Annotated in this window: 18 protein-coding genes and 3 pseudogenes; 13 read left to right on the top strand and 8 right to left on the bottom strand. The window is 34.9% G+C overall.

Going from position 1 to position 19,604, the window contains the following annotated elements; all coding sequences use genetic code 11:
- Positions 1-11: 11 nt before the first annotated feature.
- The 5 genes from ACQKMR_RS09830 (at position 12) to ACQKMR_RS09810 (ending at position 4,243) form a co-directional block, all read left to right on the top strand.
- Positions 12-668, top strand: a complete 657-nt coding sequence (locus tag ACQKMR_RS09830; RefSeq protein ID WP_427697129.1) for a YneB family resolvase-like protein — start codon at positions 12-14, stop codon at positions 666-668.
- Positions 669-732: 64 nt separating this feature from the next.
- Positions 733-966, top strand: coding sequence for a DUF896 domain-containing protein (locus ACQKMR_RS09825; RefSeq protein ID WP_427697128.1), 234 nt, complete (start codon positions 733-735; stop codon positions 964-966).
- A gap of 234 nt (positions 967-1,200) precedes the next feature.
- A complete protein-coding gene (gene tkt, locus ACQKMR_RS09820) occupies positions 1,201-3,204 on the top strand; it encodes a transketolase (protein ID WP_427697127.1) in 2,004 nt (667 codons plus the stop codon).
- Between the two features lie 298 nt (positions 3,205-3,502).
- Positions 3,503-3,943: a sporulation inhibitor of replication protein SirA gene (gene sirA / locus ACQKMR_RS09815; RefSeq protein WP_053345514.1), complete on the top strand. Its 441-nt coding sequence runs from the start codon at positions 3,503-3,505 to the stop codon at positions 3,941-3,943.
- Positions 3,944-4,027: 84 nt separating this feature from the next.
- A complete protein-coding gene (locus tag ACQKMR_RS09810) occupies positions 4,028-4,243 on the top strand; it encodes a YneF family protein (protein WP_377393060.1) in 216 nt (71 codons plus the stop codon).
- Positions 4,244-4,576: 333 nt separating this feature from the next.
- Here ACQKMR_RS09810 and ACQKMR_RS09805 read toward each other — a convergent pair.
- Positions 4,577-4,663, bottom strand: a pseudogene (locus ACQKMR_RS09805) (IS3 family transposase); the annotation flags it as partial.
- 382 nt (positions 4,664-5,045) lie between these two features.
- A complete protein-coding gene (locus tag ACQKMR_RS09800; protein ID WP_427697126.1) occupies positions 5,046-5,798 on the bottom strand; it encodes a GTP cyclohydrolase II in 753 nt (250 codons plus the stop codon).
- A gap of 553 nt (positions 5,799-6,351) precedes the next feature.
- Here ACQKMR_RS09800 and ACQKMR_RS09795 point away from each other — a divergent pair.
- From ACQKMR_RS09795 to ACQKMR_RS09775, 5 genes are all read left to right on the top strand, one after another.
- Entirely contained in the window at positions 6,352-6,507 is a 156-nt protein-coding gene (locus ACQKMR_RS09795) for a hypothetical protein (protein ID WP_427697125.1), read from the top strand.
- A gap of 246 nt (positions 6,508-6,753) precedes the next feature.
- Positions 6,754-7,173, top strand: a complete 420-nt coding sequence (locus ACQKMR_RS09790; protein WP_427697124.1) for an RrF2 family transcriptional regulator — start codon at positions 6,754-6,756, stop codon at positions 7,171-7,173.
- Between the two features lie 104 nt (positions 7,174-7,277).
- Positions 7,278-7,664, top strand: a complete 387-nt coding sequence (locus ACQKMR_RS09785; protein ID WP_427697123.1) for an IDEAL domain-containing protein — start codon at positions 7,278-7,280, stop codon at positions 7,662-7,664.
- A 53-nt stretch (positions 7,665-7,717) separates the two neighbouring features.
- Entirely contained in the window at positions 7,718-8,032 is a 315-nt protein-coding gene (gene trxA, locus ACQKMR_RS09780) for a thioredoxin (protein ID WP_427697122.1), read from the top strand.
- A gap of 135 nt (positions 8,033-8,167) precedes the next feature.
- Entirely contained in the window at positions 8,168-9,292 is a 1,125-nt protein-coding gene (locus tag ACQKMR_RS09775; RefSeq protein ID WP_427697121.1) for an NADH-dependent flavin oxidoreductase, read from the top strand.
- 406 nt (positions 9,293-9,698) lie between these two features.
- Here ACQKMR_RS09775 and ACQKMR_RS09770 read toward each other — a convergent pair whose 3' ends face one another.
- The 5 genes and pseudogenes from ACQKMR_RS09770 to ACQKMR_RS09750 form a co-directional block, all read right to left on the bottom strand.
- Positions 9,699-11,504: a LamG-like jellyroll fold domain-containing protein gene (locus ACQKMR_RS09770; protein ID WP_427697120.1), complete on the bottom strand. Its 1,806-nt coding sequence runs from the start codon at positions 11,502-11,504 to the stop codon at positions 9,699-9,701.
- 1,659 nt (positions 11,505-13,163) lie between these two features.
- Positions 13,164-13,562 carry a DoxX family protein gene (locus ACQKMR_RS09765; protein WP_427697119.1) on the bottom strand — a complete coding sequence of 133 codons (399 nt, stop codon included), beginning with the start codon at positions 13,560-13,562 and terminating at the stop codon, positions 13,164-13,166.
- Positions 13,563-14,210: 648 nt separating this feature from the next.
- Positions 14,211-14,969 (bottom strand): annotated as a pseudogene (locus tag ACQKMR_RS09760) (aldehyde dehydrogenase family protein); the annotation flags it as partial.
- 245 nt (positions 14,970-15,214) lie between these two features.
- Positions 15,215-15,955 carry a polysaccharide deacetylase family protein gene (locus ACQKMR_RS09755; protein WP_427697197.1) on the bottom strand — a complete coding sequence of 247 codons (741 nt, stop codon included), beginning with the start codon at positions 15,953-15,955 and terminating at the stop codon, positions 15,215-15,217.
- A 385-nt stretch (positions 15,956-16,340) separates the two neighbouring features.
- Positions 16,341-16,514 carry a Spo0E family sporulation regulatory protein-aspartic acid phosphatase gene (locus tag ACQKMR_RS09750; protein WP_427697118.1) on the bottom strand — a complete coding sequence of 58 codons (174 nt, stop codon included), beginning with the start codon at positions 16,512-16,514 and terminating at the stop codon, positions 16,341-16,343.
- Positions 16,515-16,772: 258 nt separating this feature from the next.
- Between ACQKMR_RS09750 and ACQKMR_RS09745 the strand changes: the two genes are divergently transcribed.
- The 3 genes and pseudogenes from ACQKMR_RS09745 to ACQKMR_RS09735 all read left to right on the top strand — a co-directional run bounded on the left by ACQKMR_RS09745 (position 16,773) and on the right by ACQKMR_RS09735 (position 18,643).
- Positions 16,773-17,480 carry a cytochrome c biogenesis protein CcdA gene (locus ACQKMR_RS09745; protein ID WP_427697117.1) on the top strand — a complete coding sequence of 236 codons (708 nt, stop codon included), beginning with the start codon at positions 16,773-16,775 and terminating at the stop codon, positions 17,478-17,480.
- Between the two features lie 214 nt (positions 17,481-17,694).
- Positions 17,695-18,053 (top strand): annotated as a pseudogene (locus ACQKMR_RS09740) (response regulator).
- Positions 18,054-18,163: 110 nt separating this feature from the next.
- Entirely contained in the window at positions 18,164-18,643 is a 480-nt protein-coding gene (locus ACQKMR_RS09735) for a CcdC family protein (RefSeq protein WP_427697116.1), read from the top strand.
- A gap of 772 nt (positions 18,644-19,415) precedes the next feature.
- On the opposite strand, the gene ACQKMR_RS09730 is transcribed toward ACQKMR_RS09735, so the two are convergent.
- Positions 19,416-19,604: hypothetical protein (locus ACQKMR_RS09730; RefSeq protein ID WP_427697115.1), on the bottom strand; the 189-nt coding region annotated here is incomplete at its 5' end.

Genomic DNA, 19,604 nt, shown 5'->3' with positions numbered 1-19,604 from the left:
GGTAGGGTATTATGAAAGCAGTAATCTATTGTAGAGTAAGTACGGAAAAAGAGTCGCAGGAAACATCGTTAGCAAGGCAGGAAGATGAATTAGTCAAATTGGCAGAGAAAATGGATATGGAAGTAGTCTCTATTATAAAAGAGCAAGCAAGCGGTTACGAATTAAACCGTGACGGTATTTTTGATATGCTTGATCTATTTAAAACTCAAGAGGCTGAAGTTCTATTAATTCAAGACGAAACGAGACTAGGAAGAGGAAATGCAAAAATTGCTTTGTTTCATGTCGTTCTTAAAGAAGGCGTTAAAATCTATACACTTTCCCATGACGGGGAACTGGAGCTATCGGATTCAGATGCCATGGTTATCCAAATAGTCGGAATTGTGGAAGAATATCAAAGGAAACTACATAATTTAAAAATTAAACGCGGGATGTTACGAGCAGTGGAAAAGGGATACCGCCCCCAAAAAAACCTTCAAAATCAAAGGAATGCTACTGGAAGAGACCGTAAGGAGATACCTATTGAAGAAATTGTTAAACTTCGGATAAATGGATTGACGTTTGCAGAAATCGCAGCCACGTTAAGGGGTTTTGGTTATAATGTATCTAAAGCTACAGTTCACAGGCGCTTTCTAGAATATCAACAGAATACACCTGAAAGTCAATCATAGAACTTGTAATTTCTCTTCTTTTTTAATACCATGACAATATCCGTACATTAGAAGGAGCGAAATTATGCTATCAAAAGAAAAACTAGCCCGTATTAATGAACTTTCTAAAAAGGCTAAGGCAGAAGGCTTAACAGAAGTTGAGGCTAAAGAGCAAACCCAATTGAGAAGTGAGTACTTGGAAACATTCAGACAGTCTATGTCCAATACGCTAGAACATGTGAAAGTTATTGATCCGGAAGGTAATGACGTCACGCCTCAAAAGATAAAAAATATTAAGGAAAAAAGAAACTTACATTAATGAATGGGGCTATCTGATGGAACTTTTAATCGGCTGCCCTTCTTTCTGGTCTTAAGAATTAAAAGGAGAATGCATTTATGTATGTATTCTCCTTTTTAGCTTAACCTAAATATGGGACTTCTCTAGTTACTAGAAAATTGAAATATTAGGGAAGGTTTTAGTGATTTTAGTTGTGATATTAAGCAGGTCACTATAATATAAAGAGGTACATTACAGGAAGGGATGTTTTACAATATGTTAGATAAATTAGATGCACTTTCTATCAATACGATTCGTACATTATCGATTGATGCAATTGAAAAGGCTAATTCTGGTCATCCGGGAATGCCAATGGGTGCAGCCCCGATGGCGTATAAACTTTGGACTGAATATATGAATCATAACCCTAAAAATCCAGATTGGTTTAATAGAGACCGTTTTGTTCTTTCAGCTGGTCATGGATCTATGCTGTTATACAGCCTTCTTCATTTGTCAGGGTATGGCTTATCCATCGACGATTTGAAGAATTTCCGCCAATGGGGTAGTAAAACTCCTGGACATCCAGAGTTCGGCCATACAGCTGGAGTTGATGCGACTACAGGACCATTAGGGCAAGGGATTGCAATGGCAGTGGGGATGGCGTTGGCCGAACGTCACTTGGCTGAAAGTTACAACCGTGATTCTTATAATGTGGTTGATCATTATACATATAGCATTTGTGGAGATGGAGATTTAATGGAAGGCGTATCTGCAGAAGCTGCTTCATTAGCTGGACATCTTCAGCTTGGAAGACTTGTTGTTTTATATGATTCAAATGATATTTCACTTGACGGCGATTTAAGCCAATCATTTAGTGAAAGTGTAGCTAACCGTTTCAAATCGTATGGCTGGCAATATCTTCGCGTAGAAGATGGAAACGATCTTCAGGAAATTGCGAAAGCAATTGAAGAGGCAAAGACTGACGATGCCCGCCCAACATTAATAGAAGTGAAAACTGTAATCGGTTATGGTTCACCAAACCGTTCTGGTAAGTCTGCTGTTCACGGTGCGCCGCTTGGTGCAGATGAGTTGAAACTGACTAAGGAAGCATACAAATGGACATTTGAAGAGGATTTCTATGTTCCTGAAGAAGTGTACTCCCACTTTAATGAAGCATGCGTCGAAGCAGGCAGCAAAAAAGAAGAGGCTTGGAACGAACTGTTTAAAAATTACAAAGAAGCATATCCTGAGTTAGCTGAACAATTGGAGCTGGCTATAAAAGGTGAACTACCGTTTGAGTGGGATAAGGAAATTCCGGTCTACGAAGAAGGAAAAACATTAGCTTCCCGAGCTTCAAGTGGAGAAGTCCTAAATGCGATTGCCAAGAAGGTTCCTAGCTTTATTGGTGGTTCTGCCGATTTAGCCGGATCTAATAATACAGCCATTAAGGGTGAGTCAGATCTATTACCGGGTAATTATAGTGGACGTAACATTTGGTTCGGTGTTCGTGAATTCGCTATGGGAGCAGCTTTGAATGGGATGACCCTTCATGGTGGTTTAAAAGTGTATGGCGGAACTTTCTTCGTATTCTCTGATTATTTACGCCCGGCTATACGTATGGCAGCGTTGATGGGTCTTCCTGTTACGTATGTATTTACTCATGACAGTATTGCTGTAGGGGAAGACGGACCGACACATGAACCTATTGAACAATTAGCTTCATTAAGGGCAATGCCGAACCTTGGGGTAATCCGCCCGGCTGATGGTAATGAAACAGCAGCAGCTTGGAAAGTGGCGATGGAGTCCACTAATAAACCGACTGCCCTTGTTCTAACACGTCAAGGATTGCCAACAATAAAAAACACTTCTGAAACTGCTTATGAAGGTGTTTCAAAAGGGGCTTATATTATTTCTGCTTCTAATAAAGATGAAGCGGATGCATTACTTCTTGCGACTGGCTCTGAAGTAAACCTAGCTGTAGAAGCACAGAAAGCATTAGCAACAGAAGGAATTGAAGTTTCTGTTATCAGCATGCCATCATGGGATCGTTTTGAAACTCAATCTAAAGAATATAAACAAAGTGTAATCAACCCAGCTGTAAAAAAACGTCTGGCTATCGAAGTGGCTTCACCGTTTGGTTGGGATCGTTATACTGGAGATGAAGGCGAAATCTTGGCAATCAATCATTTCGGTGCCTCTGCACCAGGTGGTAAGATCATGCAAGAGTTTGGATTCACTGTAGAAAATGTAGTTGCTCGTGTAAAAGAAATGCTTAAATAAAATTCGGAACTGACACCAAACTAGTTTGGTGTCAGTTTTTTCATCGAATCTTCTTAAAGCATGTTGAAAGTGCCCATAATTTACGGTAAATCTTCTATTCGACAAAAAAAGAAAAAAATTTCTCCAGCAAACAACATATCTTGTTGGTTTGTCAATATATAATGAGAATAAATAATTTTCGTTTAAATATGTCAATTAAAGGGGAGTAGCCATTATAAATAGAAAATAATAATGGCGGGTTATCGAAAAATAAAAATGTTCTGGTTTCCAAAATAGGAATGCTAGGAGGCATTGGCTAATGAGAACCTATCAAATTTTTTTAATCGAAGATGAATTTGCCCATCATTATTATGGAAGAGAAAAGCTATTTTTCAATTTGTTTTTGGAGTATATTCAAGCAAGGGGCAGACTGAAGAGTATTTTGCAAAAACAAATCGAATTTGTCACCAAGACTGTCCCTATTATCCAATTGCAGGTAGCCATTGAACAGCGTTTGCAAAAAAAGATGAATTTTTGGTCTCAGAATGGAAAATACTATCTAGAAAAAACGAGTGGATCGAGCAAAGCCGTATTGATCATACATGATGATTCTATTACACTTAAAGCTGACGGAGACTATGAAGCAGAGACAGCGTTCTTTGAATGTATTCGAAAATACGAAGCGAGTTTTCTGGCCATTGATTTTGAACACGAAAAATATGGTTGGTTAAAACCGATAAAAGAAAGAAAATTTGTCTAAATGGGGGACTTTTCAGTAGCGGGTATTGTATAATAACCTTTGGTCTAGTACACTGATGTTAGACAACATGAAGGAGGAAATAGTATGTGGGTTAACATTCTAGTTGGCGTACTGGCATTGATTGCTGGAGTAGTGCTGGGATTTTTCATCGCTCGTAAATACATGATGGATTACTTAAAGAAAAATCCGCCAATTAACGAACAAATGTTGAAAATGATGATGATGCAAATGGGTATGAAACCATCCCAAAAGAAAATTAATCAAATGATGAGCGCCATGAATAAACAACAAACAAAATAAACCTTTAACTTTAGGGTTTATCAATTGATTGATAGCAATTATAAGATAAGCAAATCATAAACTACCTTATAGAGTGAACTTTCATCATAAATGTCTATTGTTTTTGCTTTATCTTTTATCAGACTAATCCGAAGCCTCTTTCTCTGATGGAAACAAAACCAGAGAGAGGGGTTTTTTTGTGTTGTTATAGGATGTTTTGGAGGAATACTTGTACCATTGCCAAGCAAGAGGGTTTATATTTCGTATTATAAGGTTAGCTAGTTATTAAACTGTACCCTTTGTAAAGGACATTATAAAAAAGGTTAGTCACTTGAAGAAGATGATTTCTGTATTCTACATGCATCCTTTTATGTTCCAATGATATCTGAAATTGTTATAGTATGTCGTATAACTATTTATTTCCTTTTTGAGTTCTACAAAATATTCAAACGTTCAGTACTAAAAAAAACTGGAGTATATACTTTGGTTACAGCCAAGCCGGTTTGCAACCAAAAAGGAAAATTGATTCGGGTTCTGGCAAACTTAGGGAAGTGATAGCCAATAGCCGAGAAATGCTAGATGTCCTTGACCTTGTCCATTATGTTGCATCATCCGATTTCACATATTGTTACTGGGGGAAACGCTTATCAAAAGAAGTTTTGGATCAATTGTTAATGTATATATATCCCAGGAAACATTTTATCGTGTGGCTCCTCGGATTAAAGCGCTCCGATTCTAACATTTCGGTAAACATTCAAAGGGATTTGGAACGCTTTTGGCTTTCATTGGTACAGTCAATTTCATATAAACATCAGTTACTCATTTAGATTTCATCTGTTAAATGACCGGAACGAGCCACTTTAGTTTCTAAATATTTTTCATTAAACTCTGAGATATCTCCCCATAACGGAACTCGCCCTGCAACATTGGCACCTGACTTTTGAAGGGCTTCTAGTTTTCTCGGATTGTTTGTGATAAGAGTCACTGGATTGGACCGCAGTTTTTTTAACACTCGAATGGCGTCATCATAGTTACGAGCATCATCAACAAACCCGAGCTCTAAATTCGCTTCCACCGTATCCAATCCATTTTCTTGCAGAACATAAGCCATGGCTTTACTAAATAAGCCGATGCCTCTTCCTTCGTGATTCGCTAAATAAAATAAAGCACCGGTTCCTTGAGCCGCAATCATTTTCATAGCCTGTTTTAATTGAAAGCCACAATCACAACGTTTACTGCCAAAAATATCGCCAGTATGGCAAATACTATGCATACGGATAAGGGCATCGGCAGAATGTTGAAAATCTCCATACAGTAACACACTGGATTGCTGCATTTCCGCTAAATTGGAAGAGGCCAAAGTTTCAATGATCTTTTCCGTATTATAAGAGCCGTCATCACAAAAATGACCTGCCATATTCTCACAACGTAACCAGCAATACCATTGGAATATGGTTGTCTCGCCCTCTAAGTTAACGGGTAATTTGATAGGGCCTACTAAATAAATGGATTTTTCACCACTTTTAATAACGTTAATTTTATCTTCTAATAACAAAGCCACTTTTTCATTAATCATATAAACTTCCTCCTGATGCTTCAAAATATTTCTTTGGGCAATTTATACTACACTTTACAGTTCTGTTCATATTGTACCCAATCCATTCTTTTGCGAATCTTTTGTTTTAATAAGAGGCAGGAAAGAATAAACCTATCCGTTTAAATCATTTTTGAATGCTTGCTTTCCTAATTGTTTGAGAATGTAGGTATCATCTACAGGCTGAAATAAACCCACGAGGGGGAGAATTAGAAAAAAGCACCTATGCTGCCTGTTCAGACATGTAGTTTAATTTTGCATGAATGCTTATTTCGGTATAATAATACATCAATGGATTTACTATACCTACTTTCTTACAATTAGAGAGGTTAATTAGCTAGAGGTTAAATGGATTGTGTGACTTTAGTTTGTTTGGAGCCATTTCCCTGTTGTGGCAGGCATGATTGTGGATACAACAGGCTCTTACTCTCTTGCCTTCATATCTGGTGGTTTAATCGCAGGGTGTGCCGCAATCTGTTATTGGTTTATCGTAAAAAATCCTATTCAAGAATAAAGTAAACAAGGAGAACATAAATTGAAGCCAAAAGTGTATATAACAAGACCAGTACCGGCAGAGGTAGAAGCGTATATTGCGCAGGATTTCCCCAAGCAAAATGGGAGAGAGATCAGCACAGAAAAGGGAATATCTTTTATTCGTTTCGAACGAATATTATTTGAGTTACTCAATTAATTCAACTTCTTTTTTTAAAAACTTAGGGAGGATGGAAGGTTGTCACACATCCAATCCCTCCAAAACATAAAATACATTCAAACAGTTGTTTTTATTGTCTCAAAATAAAACGATTTGATTAAATAAAAAACTGATAAAATAAAGTAAGGCCTTAAATAGAGGTAACCATGAGCGAGTTTTTTAGTTGACATAGTTAACTGTAAATATTAAGATTACAGTAATCTTCTTGAGGAGGATGGGAAAAAAGTGAATAGTGATTTTACAATAGCTGTGCATAGTTTAGTCTATTTAGCTTATTTACCAGATCATATGGCAAGCAGTGAGTCTATCGCAGAAAACGTTTGTACAAACTCAGCTAGAATTCGTAAAATGATGAGTTGCTTACGAAATAATGGATTTGTTAAGACAAAAGAAGGTGTGGGCGGCGGCTATATTCTTGACTGTAACCCTCAAGAGGTAAGTTTGGCTGATATTTATATTGCTGTCTCACATGGAACCCTGAAACCAAATTGGTGTACAGGTGATCCGAAAAAAAAATGTGTTATATCATCTAATACCCAGATAGTTATGGATCAAATATTCGATGAAGCTGAATTATATTTTGAAAAATATTTGGAAAATATTACCCTTAGCACTTTTTTAGAAAAAATTAAACAATGTCCGTGATATTGATTTATTTTTTTCTTTTTATGCATACTGTATATTTTGTTTTTACAGTTAAAAGCTTTTAATTGAAAACTGTGACTAAACATTTAAAGGGGGGTATATATATGGCCGATAAAAATCGCTTTGAAAATGGAGATTGGGTACAGGGAAGGTCCAGAGATGGAGAACTTATTCACGGGTTTATAGAAATAGTTAACACTAATCGCGAAATTGTAAAAGTAAATGTGGTGGAAAGTGACAATGAAAAAGCGGTTGGGAAATCGATTTGGATTCCAAGTAAATGGACTGAAAAGCTGCCCGATTTAGCAGTTAGTAATGAAAGTCACCTTTTAACATTAATAGATCTGGCTTTACTTTCAAAAGATGAGACATGGTTTATGGAATTGTCCGGAAAATTAGCGACTTTGAAAAAACATCCAAAAGTAAATACCAAGAAATCTGAGTTTCTTATCCCAGGAAATAGGATCGGAAATCTTGATTTAAATAGATAAATCATTTAAAAATATAGATTGATTAATAGATAATATTGGAAGGGGAAATGATTATGTCAATAATACATGTAACAGATGAAACTATTGCTAGTGAAATTAAAAAAGGTTTAGTGTTAGTTGATTTTTGGGCTCCTTGGTGCGGCCCTTGTAAAATGATTGCGCCAGTGCTTAATGATATCGATGATGAAATGCGTGATCAAGTTAAGATTGTTAAGCTAAATGTAGATGAAAATGCAGGTACTACAAGAGAATATGGAGTCATGGGTATTCCAGCGCTTATCCTTTTCAAAAATGGGGAAATAGTGGATCAGGTAGTTGGCTACCAGCCTAAAGAAGTTTTAACAGAATTAATTGCGAAGCATGCATAATAATTGTTTTTTCTGATATACAAGATATTACTTGAATCTGTTCTTTCTAATGCACAAGAAAAAAGGTATAGCAAAGCCTGATCCACACCTGTTATTTAGTGATGTAAACATAATTAAACTGGAGGAATACAACAAATGAATTCAAAATTCACACCATTATTTGAATCGTATAATTTAGGAAAAGACGTACATTTAAAAAATCGATTGGTTATGGCACCCATGACAAATTTCTCTTCGAATCCTGACGGTACAGTAACCGATGCCGAAATTAACTATTATGAACGTCGTTCAAGCGGAGTGGGTATGGTTATTACAGCATGTACCTATGTCACAGCAAATGGTAAAGGATTTTCCGGTGAATTTGGCGGTGATCGGGATGATTTGATCCCGAGCTTACGACGCTTAGCTTCAGGGATTAAAGCGAAAGGGGCAAAAGCAATTTTACAAATCTTCCATGGCGGCCGTGAGGTTCCAAAGGAATTAGTACCAAATGGCGATGTTGTGAGTGCCAGCAATATTCCTTCAGAAGGCAAAGGTAAACCTGTTCCCCGTCCACTATCTGAAACAGAAATTGAATCGATTATTCTCGATTTTGGAGAAACTACTCGACGTGCAATTGAAGCAGGTTATGATGGTGTCGAAATTCATGGTGCCAATGGATACTTACTTCAGCAATTCTTTTCACCGCATTCTAACCGTCGTGAAGACAGGTGGGGTGGAACTCTTGAAAAGCGTTTAACTTTTCCATTGGCGGTTGTAGATGAAGTGAAAAAGGCAGTTGCTAAATATGCAAAAGAGCCGTTCATTGTAGGATATCGCTTTTCACCAGAAGAGCCAGAAACACCAGGAATCACTATGGATGATACATTGGTATTAATAGATGCCCTCGCAAAAAAAGATCTTGATTATCTTCATGTTTCATTAATGGATTTCTGGTCAACGCCTAGACGAGGAGCCGAGGTTAACCGTCCTCGAATAGAAATCATAAAAGAATGTGTCGGGGATCGAGTTCCTGTCATCGGTGTCGGTTCCATCTATACAGCAGATGATGCGATCAAAGCTCTTGAAACAGGGGTTCCTTTAATCGCATTAGCCCGTGAACTCATTATTGATCCTGACTGGGTTCAAAAAGTGGAACAAGGCAGAGAAACAGAAATTGTAACAAAGATAAACAAGAATGATCAGCAGCAACTTGATATTCCAGATCCATTATGGCACACGATCATCAATTCTCCAGGATGGTTTCCAGGTGTAGAATAACGAATAGTGGTATTCGGAGTTACCCTTTTCGAATATCATAATAAAAAGGCTGTCGTAAACACTCGACAGCCTTTTTGATTGGCGCTAAACCATGTGAGAGTAGGAATTTTTCATACAGAAATATGACCTTTATTTAAATAGTGCCAAAAAGTATACTGTTGACAAAAACTAATTCCGTTTTGATTCAAAAAAGTGGTTATCAAGGAGAAAAAACCCAATCTTTACGGATTCGAGAACTGTTATTTCCATTTGGTTACAGGGTGAATAGCAAAAACAAAATGCCACTATCGTTTAGAATTAATAAAAAATAAAGATAACTCAAAACAAAGAATCTTCCTCTCATTCCGATGGTAGAAAGTGAATATAGGCTATATGATTACTTAGGGAAGTTAGTTCTTATATTTGATTAGTTGAATTTAAATCTCTCTTTAAAATGGAAATTTAATTCAAATAGATTGTTTTCATCTGTTAAATATTTATAATCTATATATGTTTTTCCTTTATTTGGTATTCCGTCTACAAATGGCGAATAAGTACGGAAAAACATTTTGTTTTTCTTTTCATCAAATTCCACAAGCCTTAACCAACCATTTCCACCTCGGTAATTTCCTTGGTAATCAACTAACATCTGTATGACTTCGTTTCCTGCAGCATTTTGTTTCACCCTGTGTCCAGCACCGTTATAATGTCCATTAACTGTCATAAACACTTGATCGTGGTTATATACAAGTTCATCCCAGATCAGACGTCCGTTATTGGAATCAACTACAATCGGTTTATTGTTTTCGAGTGTAATATCAATAATATCGTGAGAAACAATGATAGTCGGCTTATTCTTATGTTGATTCAAAACATCTTTTGACCATTGCAAGTCTTTTTGAAGATTGTCCATATCAACAATTAAGTATAAATATTCGTAACTGCCCGCCTTTACTACCGCATAAGAACCATACCCCGAAGGTGAAGTTCCCTTATAATATTTTTTATTCGTAAAACGTTCTGGTCCATAATATGTTAAGAATGGTTCTCCGTACGCATAGTCATGATTCCCTGCAGCAATCATGTAAGGAATATATTTTTTATCTAAAATTGAAATGGCTGTATTAGAATTCTGCCATTGTCTTTCTTCATTGTCATCTACAATGTCTCCAAGAAATGTGCTCATTAATATATGATTTTTCTTACTATTTATTGCAATCCATTTCATTTGACTATTGAAAATCTCTGGATGCAAATTGGAATACTTTTGCGTGTCTGGGATGAAAAGAAAATTGTAATTACTTTTATTTGTTAGGAAAGGGATATTGTGATTTGTTCCATTCACTGTATGATTATCACGAGCATCTTGCACAAGCCATTTTTTTTCAGTCAAAGCTTTATTTGCAATTCGAATTTCTTGGATATTTCCTGCAAATAGTGTATCGATTTCATTCGCCCACTCTGAAGCGCCAATGTTCCATCCTTTGTTATTATTAGCCGTAATTCCTATTACTTCTTCAGATTTTCCGTAATCGCTAATGCCATTCACAGTTAATGTAGTATTTTTACCGTCATTGACAACAGCTAAATGATACCAATCTTCTTCATTTAAGTAACGGGACCAGTTAGTTACATTGTAGTTTAAATTAGATGGATGGCTTGTCCATTGGACTTCTTTTAAACTAGATATCGATAATGTAGTAAGTATCTCTATTTCACCTTCCATTTTATTAAGATCAGCAGCTTGTCCTTGTCTTGTTAAAATTCCCATCCAGCTATGTAAACGATCATCAAAATTATTTGGTAATTTAAAAACAGCTTCGATTGTAAATCCTTTATCAAATTGCTCCTTATTAATAGGTGCATCCTTCTTTGTTTTGAAATATCTTCCTGAAGGAGCATTTTTGTAATTAGCAAATTGCAAGCTATCAACTTTTTCTTGATTATGATAATCTTCTTCAGACCATTTAATGATATTTTTTAATTCTGGAGAAGCTTGATCCCCAATCGTTACTAACTCTAAATCATTTCCTTGTTTACTTGCATCTTCAATAATTAAATCGCCTTTATATATTGAACCGCTTTTCACATGTTGTTTCGAAAATTTCCAATCTGCTACGATATTTCTTCGATCTTTTTCAGCAACAAAATTTGAGGCAGCTGCCAGATTAGCAAAAACAGGAACAATCATACATAAGAGCGATAAACCTATCATTGCTTTTTTCATTCTCATAAAACATTCACCTCATAAAATTTTGATTACATATTAAAGGATACCAATAATAAATTTATTCTTTTTAGATAAGTAAATGATTTGTGAAAAAACAAAACCTGGTTGATAAGACTTCACTTTTTACTGCTATCTGGAATAGTAATAGTGGTTAAAAAAGAAAGGTGATGAGAAAAAAACAAAGGAGGATACAAGGAATTATAAAGAAATATTATTTCTCATAGAGAAAATTAAATTCAAATTTAGATGCAGGAAAATATAAGAAGTCAAATGAGTATTTGATTTAATTTTTTTATAAAACAAGTAAGTTTAATGGCTAAGATGCACCAAACTGCCATCTATCATTCAGGGGTATAGATAATATAAATAAAAATAATTAGAAGCAAAAATAGGGGGAGGGTTAGGTTACTCTCTCTCCGCGTTCTTATTGTAAAGAACGTATATTCCATAACCTAGAAGTTCAATGTCATTATGTGTTTAATTCCTATATCCTTACAATTTCCATACTCTAAATCGTTCATATTCTTTAATGATAAGAGGTATTCATGGTTAATTATCACTCTTTGCAAAACCTCTTTAAATTAACGTTGTTAATATTTTACAAAAGAAAAAGAACAATTGGTTGTTTTTTTCTGTTTCAGATAACAAGCGTAATGTCGTATCTAAACGAATTGGTTTACAACATTATTGATCCATAAGAAAGGAAGGCGGGGATAGCTCGAATAGCACAGTTAGCGAATGACGCTTTTGTAGAATTTTTAAGAAGTGATTATGTCACAGTCTGATACATAGAACACGTTCGAGAAACAGAAGAATGGCTAAATACAAAAAGGCCATAGAGTGTATTACATAATCATGAATGATCAGTTTTATAAGCCCTAAATATGAAAGAGGAGGGGATGACGAAATGCAGCAATTCACCTGGAACGAAAGTTGAAACAAATGAAGTTTATTACCATATTATAAAAGAAAAGTATACATCTTATATCTTAAAGTACCACCTCCAATTCCCCTGGAGGAAAATACGATTGTACTTTGAGTTGAAGTAGGAACTAATAGAAAATACGTACTATGTATATAAGCCTTTCACCAAAAGTATTTCAGTATGTTGAAGTGGAACATTAAAAAAAGCATTAATCCATTTAAATCAATTATGTTGTTGATTTTATCTTTCAATTTAAAGAGTGCTTCACTGGAATATCTTGACTTAATTTTAATATGAATGCTATTGTAATATGGTGAAATATTCATATAGAAAAGAGGGACGAAATGATACAGGAAATAGCTTGGGGCAGCCCAGGAAGTTTATTATGTTTAGGCTTTTTCTTTGCAGGTCTTGGTGTTTTTATTAGATTATCTAATATTAAAGGGAAGATGTGAAAGCTACTACTTAAAAAGACCATTAGTGTTTAGGTCTCTTTTAATCTCGCATATATTTTGTGAACATTGACGGTTTCAAAATTGAAATTGCTCTTAAACTATATACATATTAACTAGTTAAAAAGAGCATCGAATATACGATGCTCTTTTATTTTTCCATCTAATACATCTACTTATTAGGAAACATATTATCGATATGGTTTTTCTCAAGACAGTATCTATTTGTTAATAACTTTTCTCGTTATCTTACCTTTACATTTACTAAAAAAACTTTAACAGAACTTAAAATAAAAAGGCATCAAGTGAGTATTGGCCAGCTCCTGTAATCGCTACACCAATCGCAACGGCAAAGATGGCAAGATTATATTCATAGCCATTTTGAGTTGACCAGTAGCCATTTGCTCCGTGAACTTTAACAATCGCAACCAGCATAGTAAGGGCAATTAATATACCTGCGAGCGGTGTAAAAAGGCCTAAAGCAAATAAGGCACCGCCAATAAATTCTGATAGACCAGCAAATAGAGCCATAGTAACTCCCGGCTTCATACCAATTGATTCAAACCAGCCACCAGTGCCCTTTAATCCATAACCTCCAAACCAGCCAAACAATTTTTGTGCACCGTGTCCTACAAACGATAAACCAATCACTACCCGAATAACTAATAAACCTATACCAATCATGTTTAATTCCTCCTGGAAATATATTTAGATATCTTTGATTCGAGATATATATGAAAAAATATTTACACTTATAAATAACGAATCTCTGGATATTATCTCGAATTAAATTATCTTTAATTAAAGATAATATTTTTTTGCATATTTGTCAATCATAAATAGAATATAATTATTACCAAACTCTAAGGAAATGGTTTGATCTTCTTGCTGTAACGTTAAATCATTCTAATAAATAAAACTAGTTGTTCCGTCACCCCAACGTTTGTAAGTCAGGAAAGATTTTAGGAAATGGAAAATTGTTCACGAGCGGAAAAAGGTGCATCACATAGGATATACCGTTCGACAAATCATTCTGGTGTATTTGTTTTTTATGAAACTTGGAAAGACCCAACTGAACTAGAAAATCATATATAGTCCAAGCATTATCAACAGTATCGAAGCAATACAGAACAGTTATTTGATGCACGTGAAGTGTACCGATTGGAAAAAATTAATCTATAACCAAATGTCAGTAGAAGGATTTGATAAACGCTTAAGCTTTGTGGGGAAAGGATATGTTCTAATTTTTGATGAGGAAATGAACGAGAAATAGACATGTGATTTTTTGATTACTTTTAATATTTGGCAAGATGCCTTGTATAAAACGGATATTTTCGTAACTGTGAATTCTTCAACTATCCAATCATTGCCGAAGCGGCCTATTCCACCTGACTTGTTGCCGCCAAATGGTACTGCAGGACTTTTGTTAACTGTCTGGTCATTTATATATGTCATCCCACTGTCGATTTGTAAGCCAAGTTCACTTCCTTTTTCTAAATCTTTTGAGAAGATGGAGAGCTTAAACTAAACTCAGTATCGTTAGCCAGTTCAATTGCTTGTTCTTCGGATTTTGCTTTAATGATTGTTGAAATAGGGGAGAACAATTTGAGCTAGATTACTTCTATTATCTACAACTATAAATACATAAGGGGTTGCCTTCTAACACAAGTTTTGCACCATCTTCTTTTGCGTCTTCTATGATCTTAAGTGCGTTTTCTACTTGACGTTCATTATTAAGCGGTCCAATAACGGTTTTGGGATCTTTCGGGTTACCATAAGGGATTTGTTTTACTCTTTCAATATACTTTTGAACGAATTCATCGTATTTATCTTTGTGGATGATGAATCGGTTAATGATCATGCATATTTGTCCTTGCTGAATAAACTTACCAAAGATGCCAGCATCTACTGCTCGGTCTACATCTACATCTGAAAGCACAATAAATGGATTGTTTTCTCCAAGTTCTAAAGCAACCCACATAAGCATTTTTCCTGCCCTGCTATTTCTCCAATATGTTTCCCAACTGGAGTCGAACCTATGAAGCTAATTAGTCCTGAGTGGGGACTTGTTAGCATTTCATCACCAATTTCTTAAATCACTTCATTGAGTATCTTCACCCTTAAGGAAGAAATACATAGGATTGAGGGAAGGAGATAGGCTATATAATTTATTTTCTTTTTTCTGGTCTTTTCCGATAAGCATTCATTCTATAAGTGGAAGAAGAAGCCTTTAAGTCGAAAAAGATATAATGAAAGTTCAAATAAGTACAACTGACGAAAAAAGGCTTGGTTAAAAATGAACTGCAGGATAACGTACATTAAATTATTAAATCAATTTATTTTACAGGAAAGGTTTTGAAAAAACCGGGTGAGCTATTATTTGAGCGAATTAGCAAATCAGATACCGTTACACATTCATAGCCATTTTTATATAAATAATCCAAAGTTGTTTCTAGTGCTTTTACAGTTTGGGGACGATCGCTCCAATCGTGCAAGAGAATGATGTCACCTGCTCGTAAGGATTTAATAATATGATTCGAAATTTTAGTAGCTGCAGGTCTTTTCCAGTCTTGTGGGTCTTGATGCCAAGACCATAGGACAACTTTAAACCCTTTTTTAACAGCTGTATTAATAATTATGTCGTTATGAAGGCCTCCTACAGGACGATATAGAGATGGTTTATATTTGGCAATTTTCCAAATCACTTTATCTGTTTGATCTAATTCAGAGGATAATAAATCAGCACTCATATTTTTGTCATAAATATGATTATAAGTGTGATTAGCAATTTCATGACCTTCTTTTATTTCTCTCTCTAAAATATTGGGATAACTTTTCACTTTATTACCAGAAACAAAAAAGGTAGCTCGGGCATTATATTTGGCCAATATATCAAGGATTTGAGGGGTGTATAAAGGATGAGGGCCATCATCAAAGGTTATTGCAACGATTTTCTCCTTGGTATTAACTTCCCAAATAACATTTCCTGTTTTTTCGTAAACCTCCCGACTAGCGGTTGAAGCTTGAATGTAATTACAGTCGAAAAAGTAAAAAAGGAAGAAAACTGAAAAGGTCATAAATAAGTTTCTCAAAATAATGCCCTCCTGTACATGTATATACTACATAGTATATGGAGTTAAATTTTATTTATTAAAATGATCAAATAACCTCATGTAATAGTAATTAGGGGAAAACAACAATGGCCTCGTGATTTCTGTACCCGAAGTTGTTCTTGTCGTGACAATTATAGAAACAATAAATAGGTCTTAGCTTACAAAGCGGTTTCCCTTGATTTTTTATGATAATGGTAATAGAAAATGTTACTTTTAGTGATTATCTACAAAGTGGAAATTGGAAGGAGGAAAATGAAAGTGGGTGGGGGAGAATGTCTGCTAACAAAAAGAATATAATGAAAAAAGTAATATTAATAGTAGATAAACTGGTAAGAAATTAAAGGGATAATTAAAAGTCTATACCAGTTTTATAAAAGAGCTCATTATACTTATTTAATAATTGATCAAGCTGCTGGCTATATTCAATCGCAACTTTAGAGTTTAAGCCGTCTTTAGCGACAACATTGATAAGCTCATTTCTCTTTAATTCAATCTGTTCGAGAAACTCATTTTTTTTTGCCATTTATATTTCCTTCCTGTACCCAACTATTCTTAAGGTATCCTTTTTATGAGCTAGTTGTAAATTTTGTATGAATATAACAATTATATAGGGTTGGTCTAATGAATTCAAATAAGACAGCTTAATGGAAATAAACAACAGCGCAACTCAATTTTATTGGTGGGTTTTGAGTTCGTCATGAAATATTCACAATTCCAAAAATGTATTTTTTTATCTTATTTGTTACAATGTTTATAGGTACTTACATAGGAGTGAGGGTTATTGAATGATATTAATATTTTCTTAGCTTTTGGAGCGGGCTTTTTGAGTTTTATATCTCCCTGCTGTTTACCGCTATACCCAGCTTTTTTATCTTATATCACTGGTATGAGTGTTGGTGAAATTAAATCAGAGAACGCCATGCTCCAAAGAAGAAGCATGTTGCATACCTTGTTCTTCCTACTAGGTTTTTCTTTGGTTTTTATTGCAATAGGGTTTAGCACTACATATCTAGGTTCTTTCTTCTCAAATTACAAGGAATTAATTCGTCAAATTGGTGCCATATTAATTATCATTTTCGGGTTATTTATTGTGGGGGTCTTTCAGCCAAAGTCTTTAATGAAAGATAGCCGTTTCGAGTTTAAAAACCGTCCTAGCGGATATATTGGTTCGATTTTGATTGGACTTGCTTTTGCTGCTGGATGGACGCCTTGTGCAGGTCCTCTTTTGGGTGCTGTCATCACTTTAGGTGCAACCAACCCAGGCGCGGCCATGAGCTATATGACTGCTTATATATTAGGATTTGCCATACCATTTTTCATTTTATCCTTCTTTGTAGGAAAATTGAAATGGATTAAAACATACAGCAAATATATTATGAAAATTGGCGGATATTTAATGATTCTAATGGGTGTGATCTTATTTTTTAATTGGATGACCAAAATAATTGCAGTCCTATCTAGATTATTCGGGGGATTTACGGGGTTTTAGTCCATGGATAAGATAATTTTTAAAAATATTTTAATAGGAAATTCTGTATTAGTGCTTTATGTCTGTTTAGTGTGGGGATTCACTTAGATTTCCACACTAAATCATTTGATTTTAGGTCTTAAGTCAGATATTCTATACTTATTATTGAAAATTATTATTACATTTCATTACAATTGATTTCGATTTCTATTGTTTGAAATGAGGAGGAACGGCTATGGCCCGAATATTAGTAGTTGATGATGCTAAGTTTATGAGAATGACACTTTCGAATATATTATCAAAAACAGAACATGAAGTGATAGGTGAAGGCGAGAACGGAAAGAGGCAATTGAATTATATCGTAAACTAAATCCCGATCTTGTTACAATGGATATAACAATGCCAATCATGAGCGGGCTAGATGCCGTTAAAGAAATTAAGAAAGATTTTCCCTACGCAAAGGTTATAATGTGCTCAGCAATGGGACAACAAAAAATGGTTGTCGAAGCTATTGAGGCAGGGGCAAAGGACTTTATTGTAAAGCCGTTTGACGAATGCCGAGTAGTAGAGGCCATCAATAGGGTACTTGATTAGAACACTCTCCTTGTTTATCTGATTTAGGTAATATATACTTTGTTTATTAATTGAAGTCATATATAATTTTTTTATGGTACTTACCTATTTTAGCTAAAAGGATGATAAAAATGATGATATATATATCAACAGGTATAGCGATTGTGATGGCTATGGGTGTTTTCATGTTTCGAATGAAGGAAACAAAAAAACCAGTGAATGAAAAAAAAATCATATTACCCCCCCTCTTTATGAGCACGGGTGCTTTGATGTTTCTTTTCCCAATGTTTCGGGTCACTCGATACGAATTTTTAGAAGCTCTCGTAGCAGGGATGGTATTTTCTATCCTCTTAATTAAAACATCCAAATTCGAAGTTCGAAATGAACAAATTTATATTCTACGGTCTAAAGCATTTATATTCATTTTAGTTGGACTTATGGTGATACGACTTGTTGCGAAGCTTATTCTGGGCAGTACGATTGAAGTTGGGGTTCTTAGTGGAATGTTTTTCCTTCTTGCTTTTGCTATGATTGTTCCATGGCGGATAGCGATGCTATATCAATATAAAAAGGTCAAAGCAGCCTACTTTAGCGAAAGTAACATGGTGTAAGTTTTTATTAAACTAAATATAACAAAAAACAACACCCACCCATAATGGTGGGTGTTGTTTTTTGTGCAATGGAACCGAAGTCTTAATTCTGTTAAATAGTAGTGAACAAATAGAGACGTTAAAGTCAGAGTGTGCTGGAAGGTTATCATGCGCTATGGTTAAATAGTTCTAACTGTACAGATTTACCTCCGAAAATTGAATGTACATAAAATGATTTTCATCCTAGCCGTTGTTGTTTATATGTAGAATCACTTTGGCGAAAAATGGATTCAAAAACATCTCACCGATTTGAGAAGAAAACCGTCTTTGATCTTTTATGTGTTGTATATGATTGTACGATGTCACAAAATCTCAAATGTGCATAATGATACTTTAAAATTTTTTTTAATAGGTTTATTTGCCATGGGTATTTTTAGTGTAGTTATAGAAAACATGAGAACGCATCTTCATTTAACACTTTTGGTATGCATATCTGGCAATGCGGTTGTACTCTCAAAAAACCCTCCTGTAAATTAAACCCCGTACAGTACCACCCTTTCAACTGATTACTATGGGGGGATAATCAGCGTAGAGCAGTAACTTCTAGATCTAGATTGTTCTTAAGATAACTATTCTACTATGGAGAAAGCAGAATAGATGAAAAGAAAAAATATGATATTATTTTTCATAAAAGTAGTGTCGATATTTATCCAATCCAATGTAGTTCCAGATTCATAAGATATAGTAATTCTTTATTAAGGAGGATACTAAATTGGGTAAGGATAAAAAATGTTCAGATTGTGGACATAGTAAGTGCAAATGCGATCATAAAAAATGTAAGGATTGTGGACATAGTAAGTGCAAATGCAATCATAAAAAATGTAAGGATTGTGGACATAGTAAGTGCAAATGCGATCATAAAAAATGTAAGGATTGTGGACATAGTAAGTGCAAATGCAATCATAAAAAATGTAAGGATTGT

The sequence above is a fragment of the Peribacillus sp. NPDC096540 genome, from assembly GCF_050278525.1.
Taxonomy (GTDB): Bacteria; Bacillota; Bacilli; order Bacillales; family DSM-1321; genus Peribacillus.
This window is presented reverse-complemented; position numbering and strand designations above follow the sequence as displayed.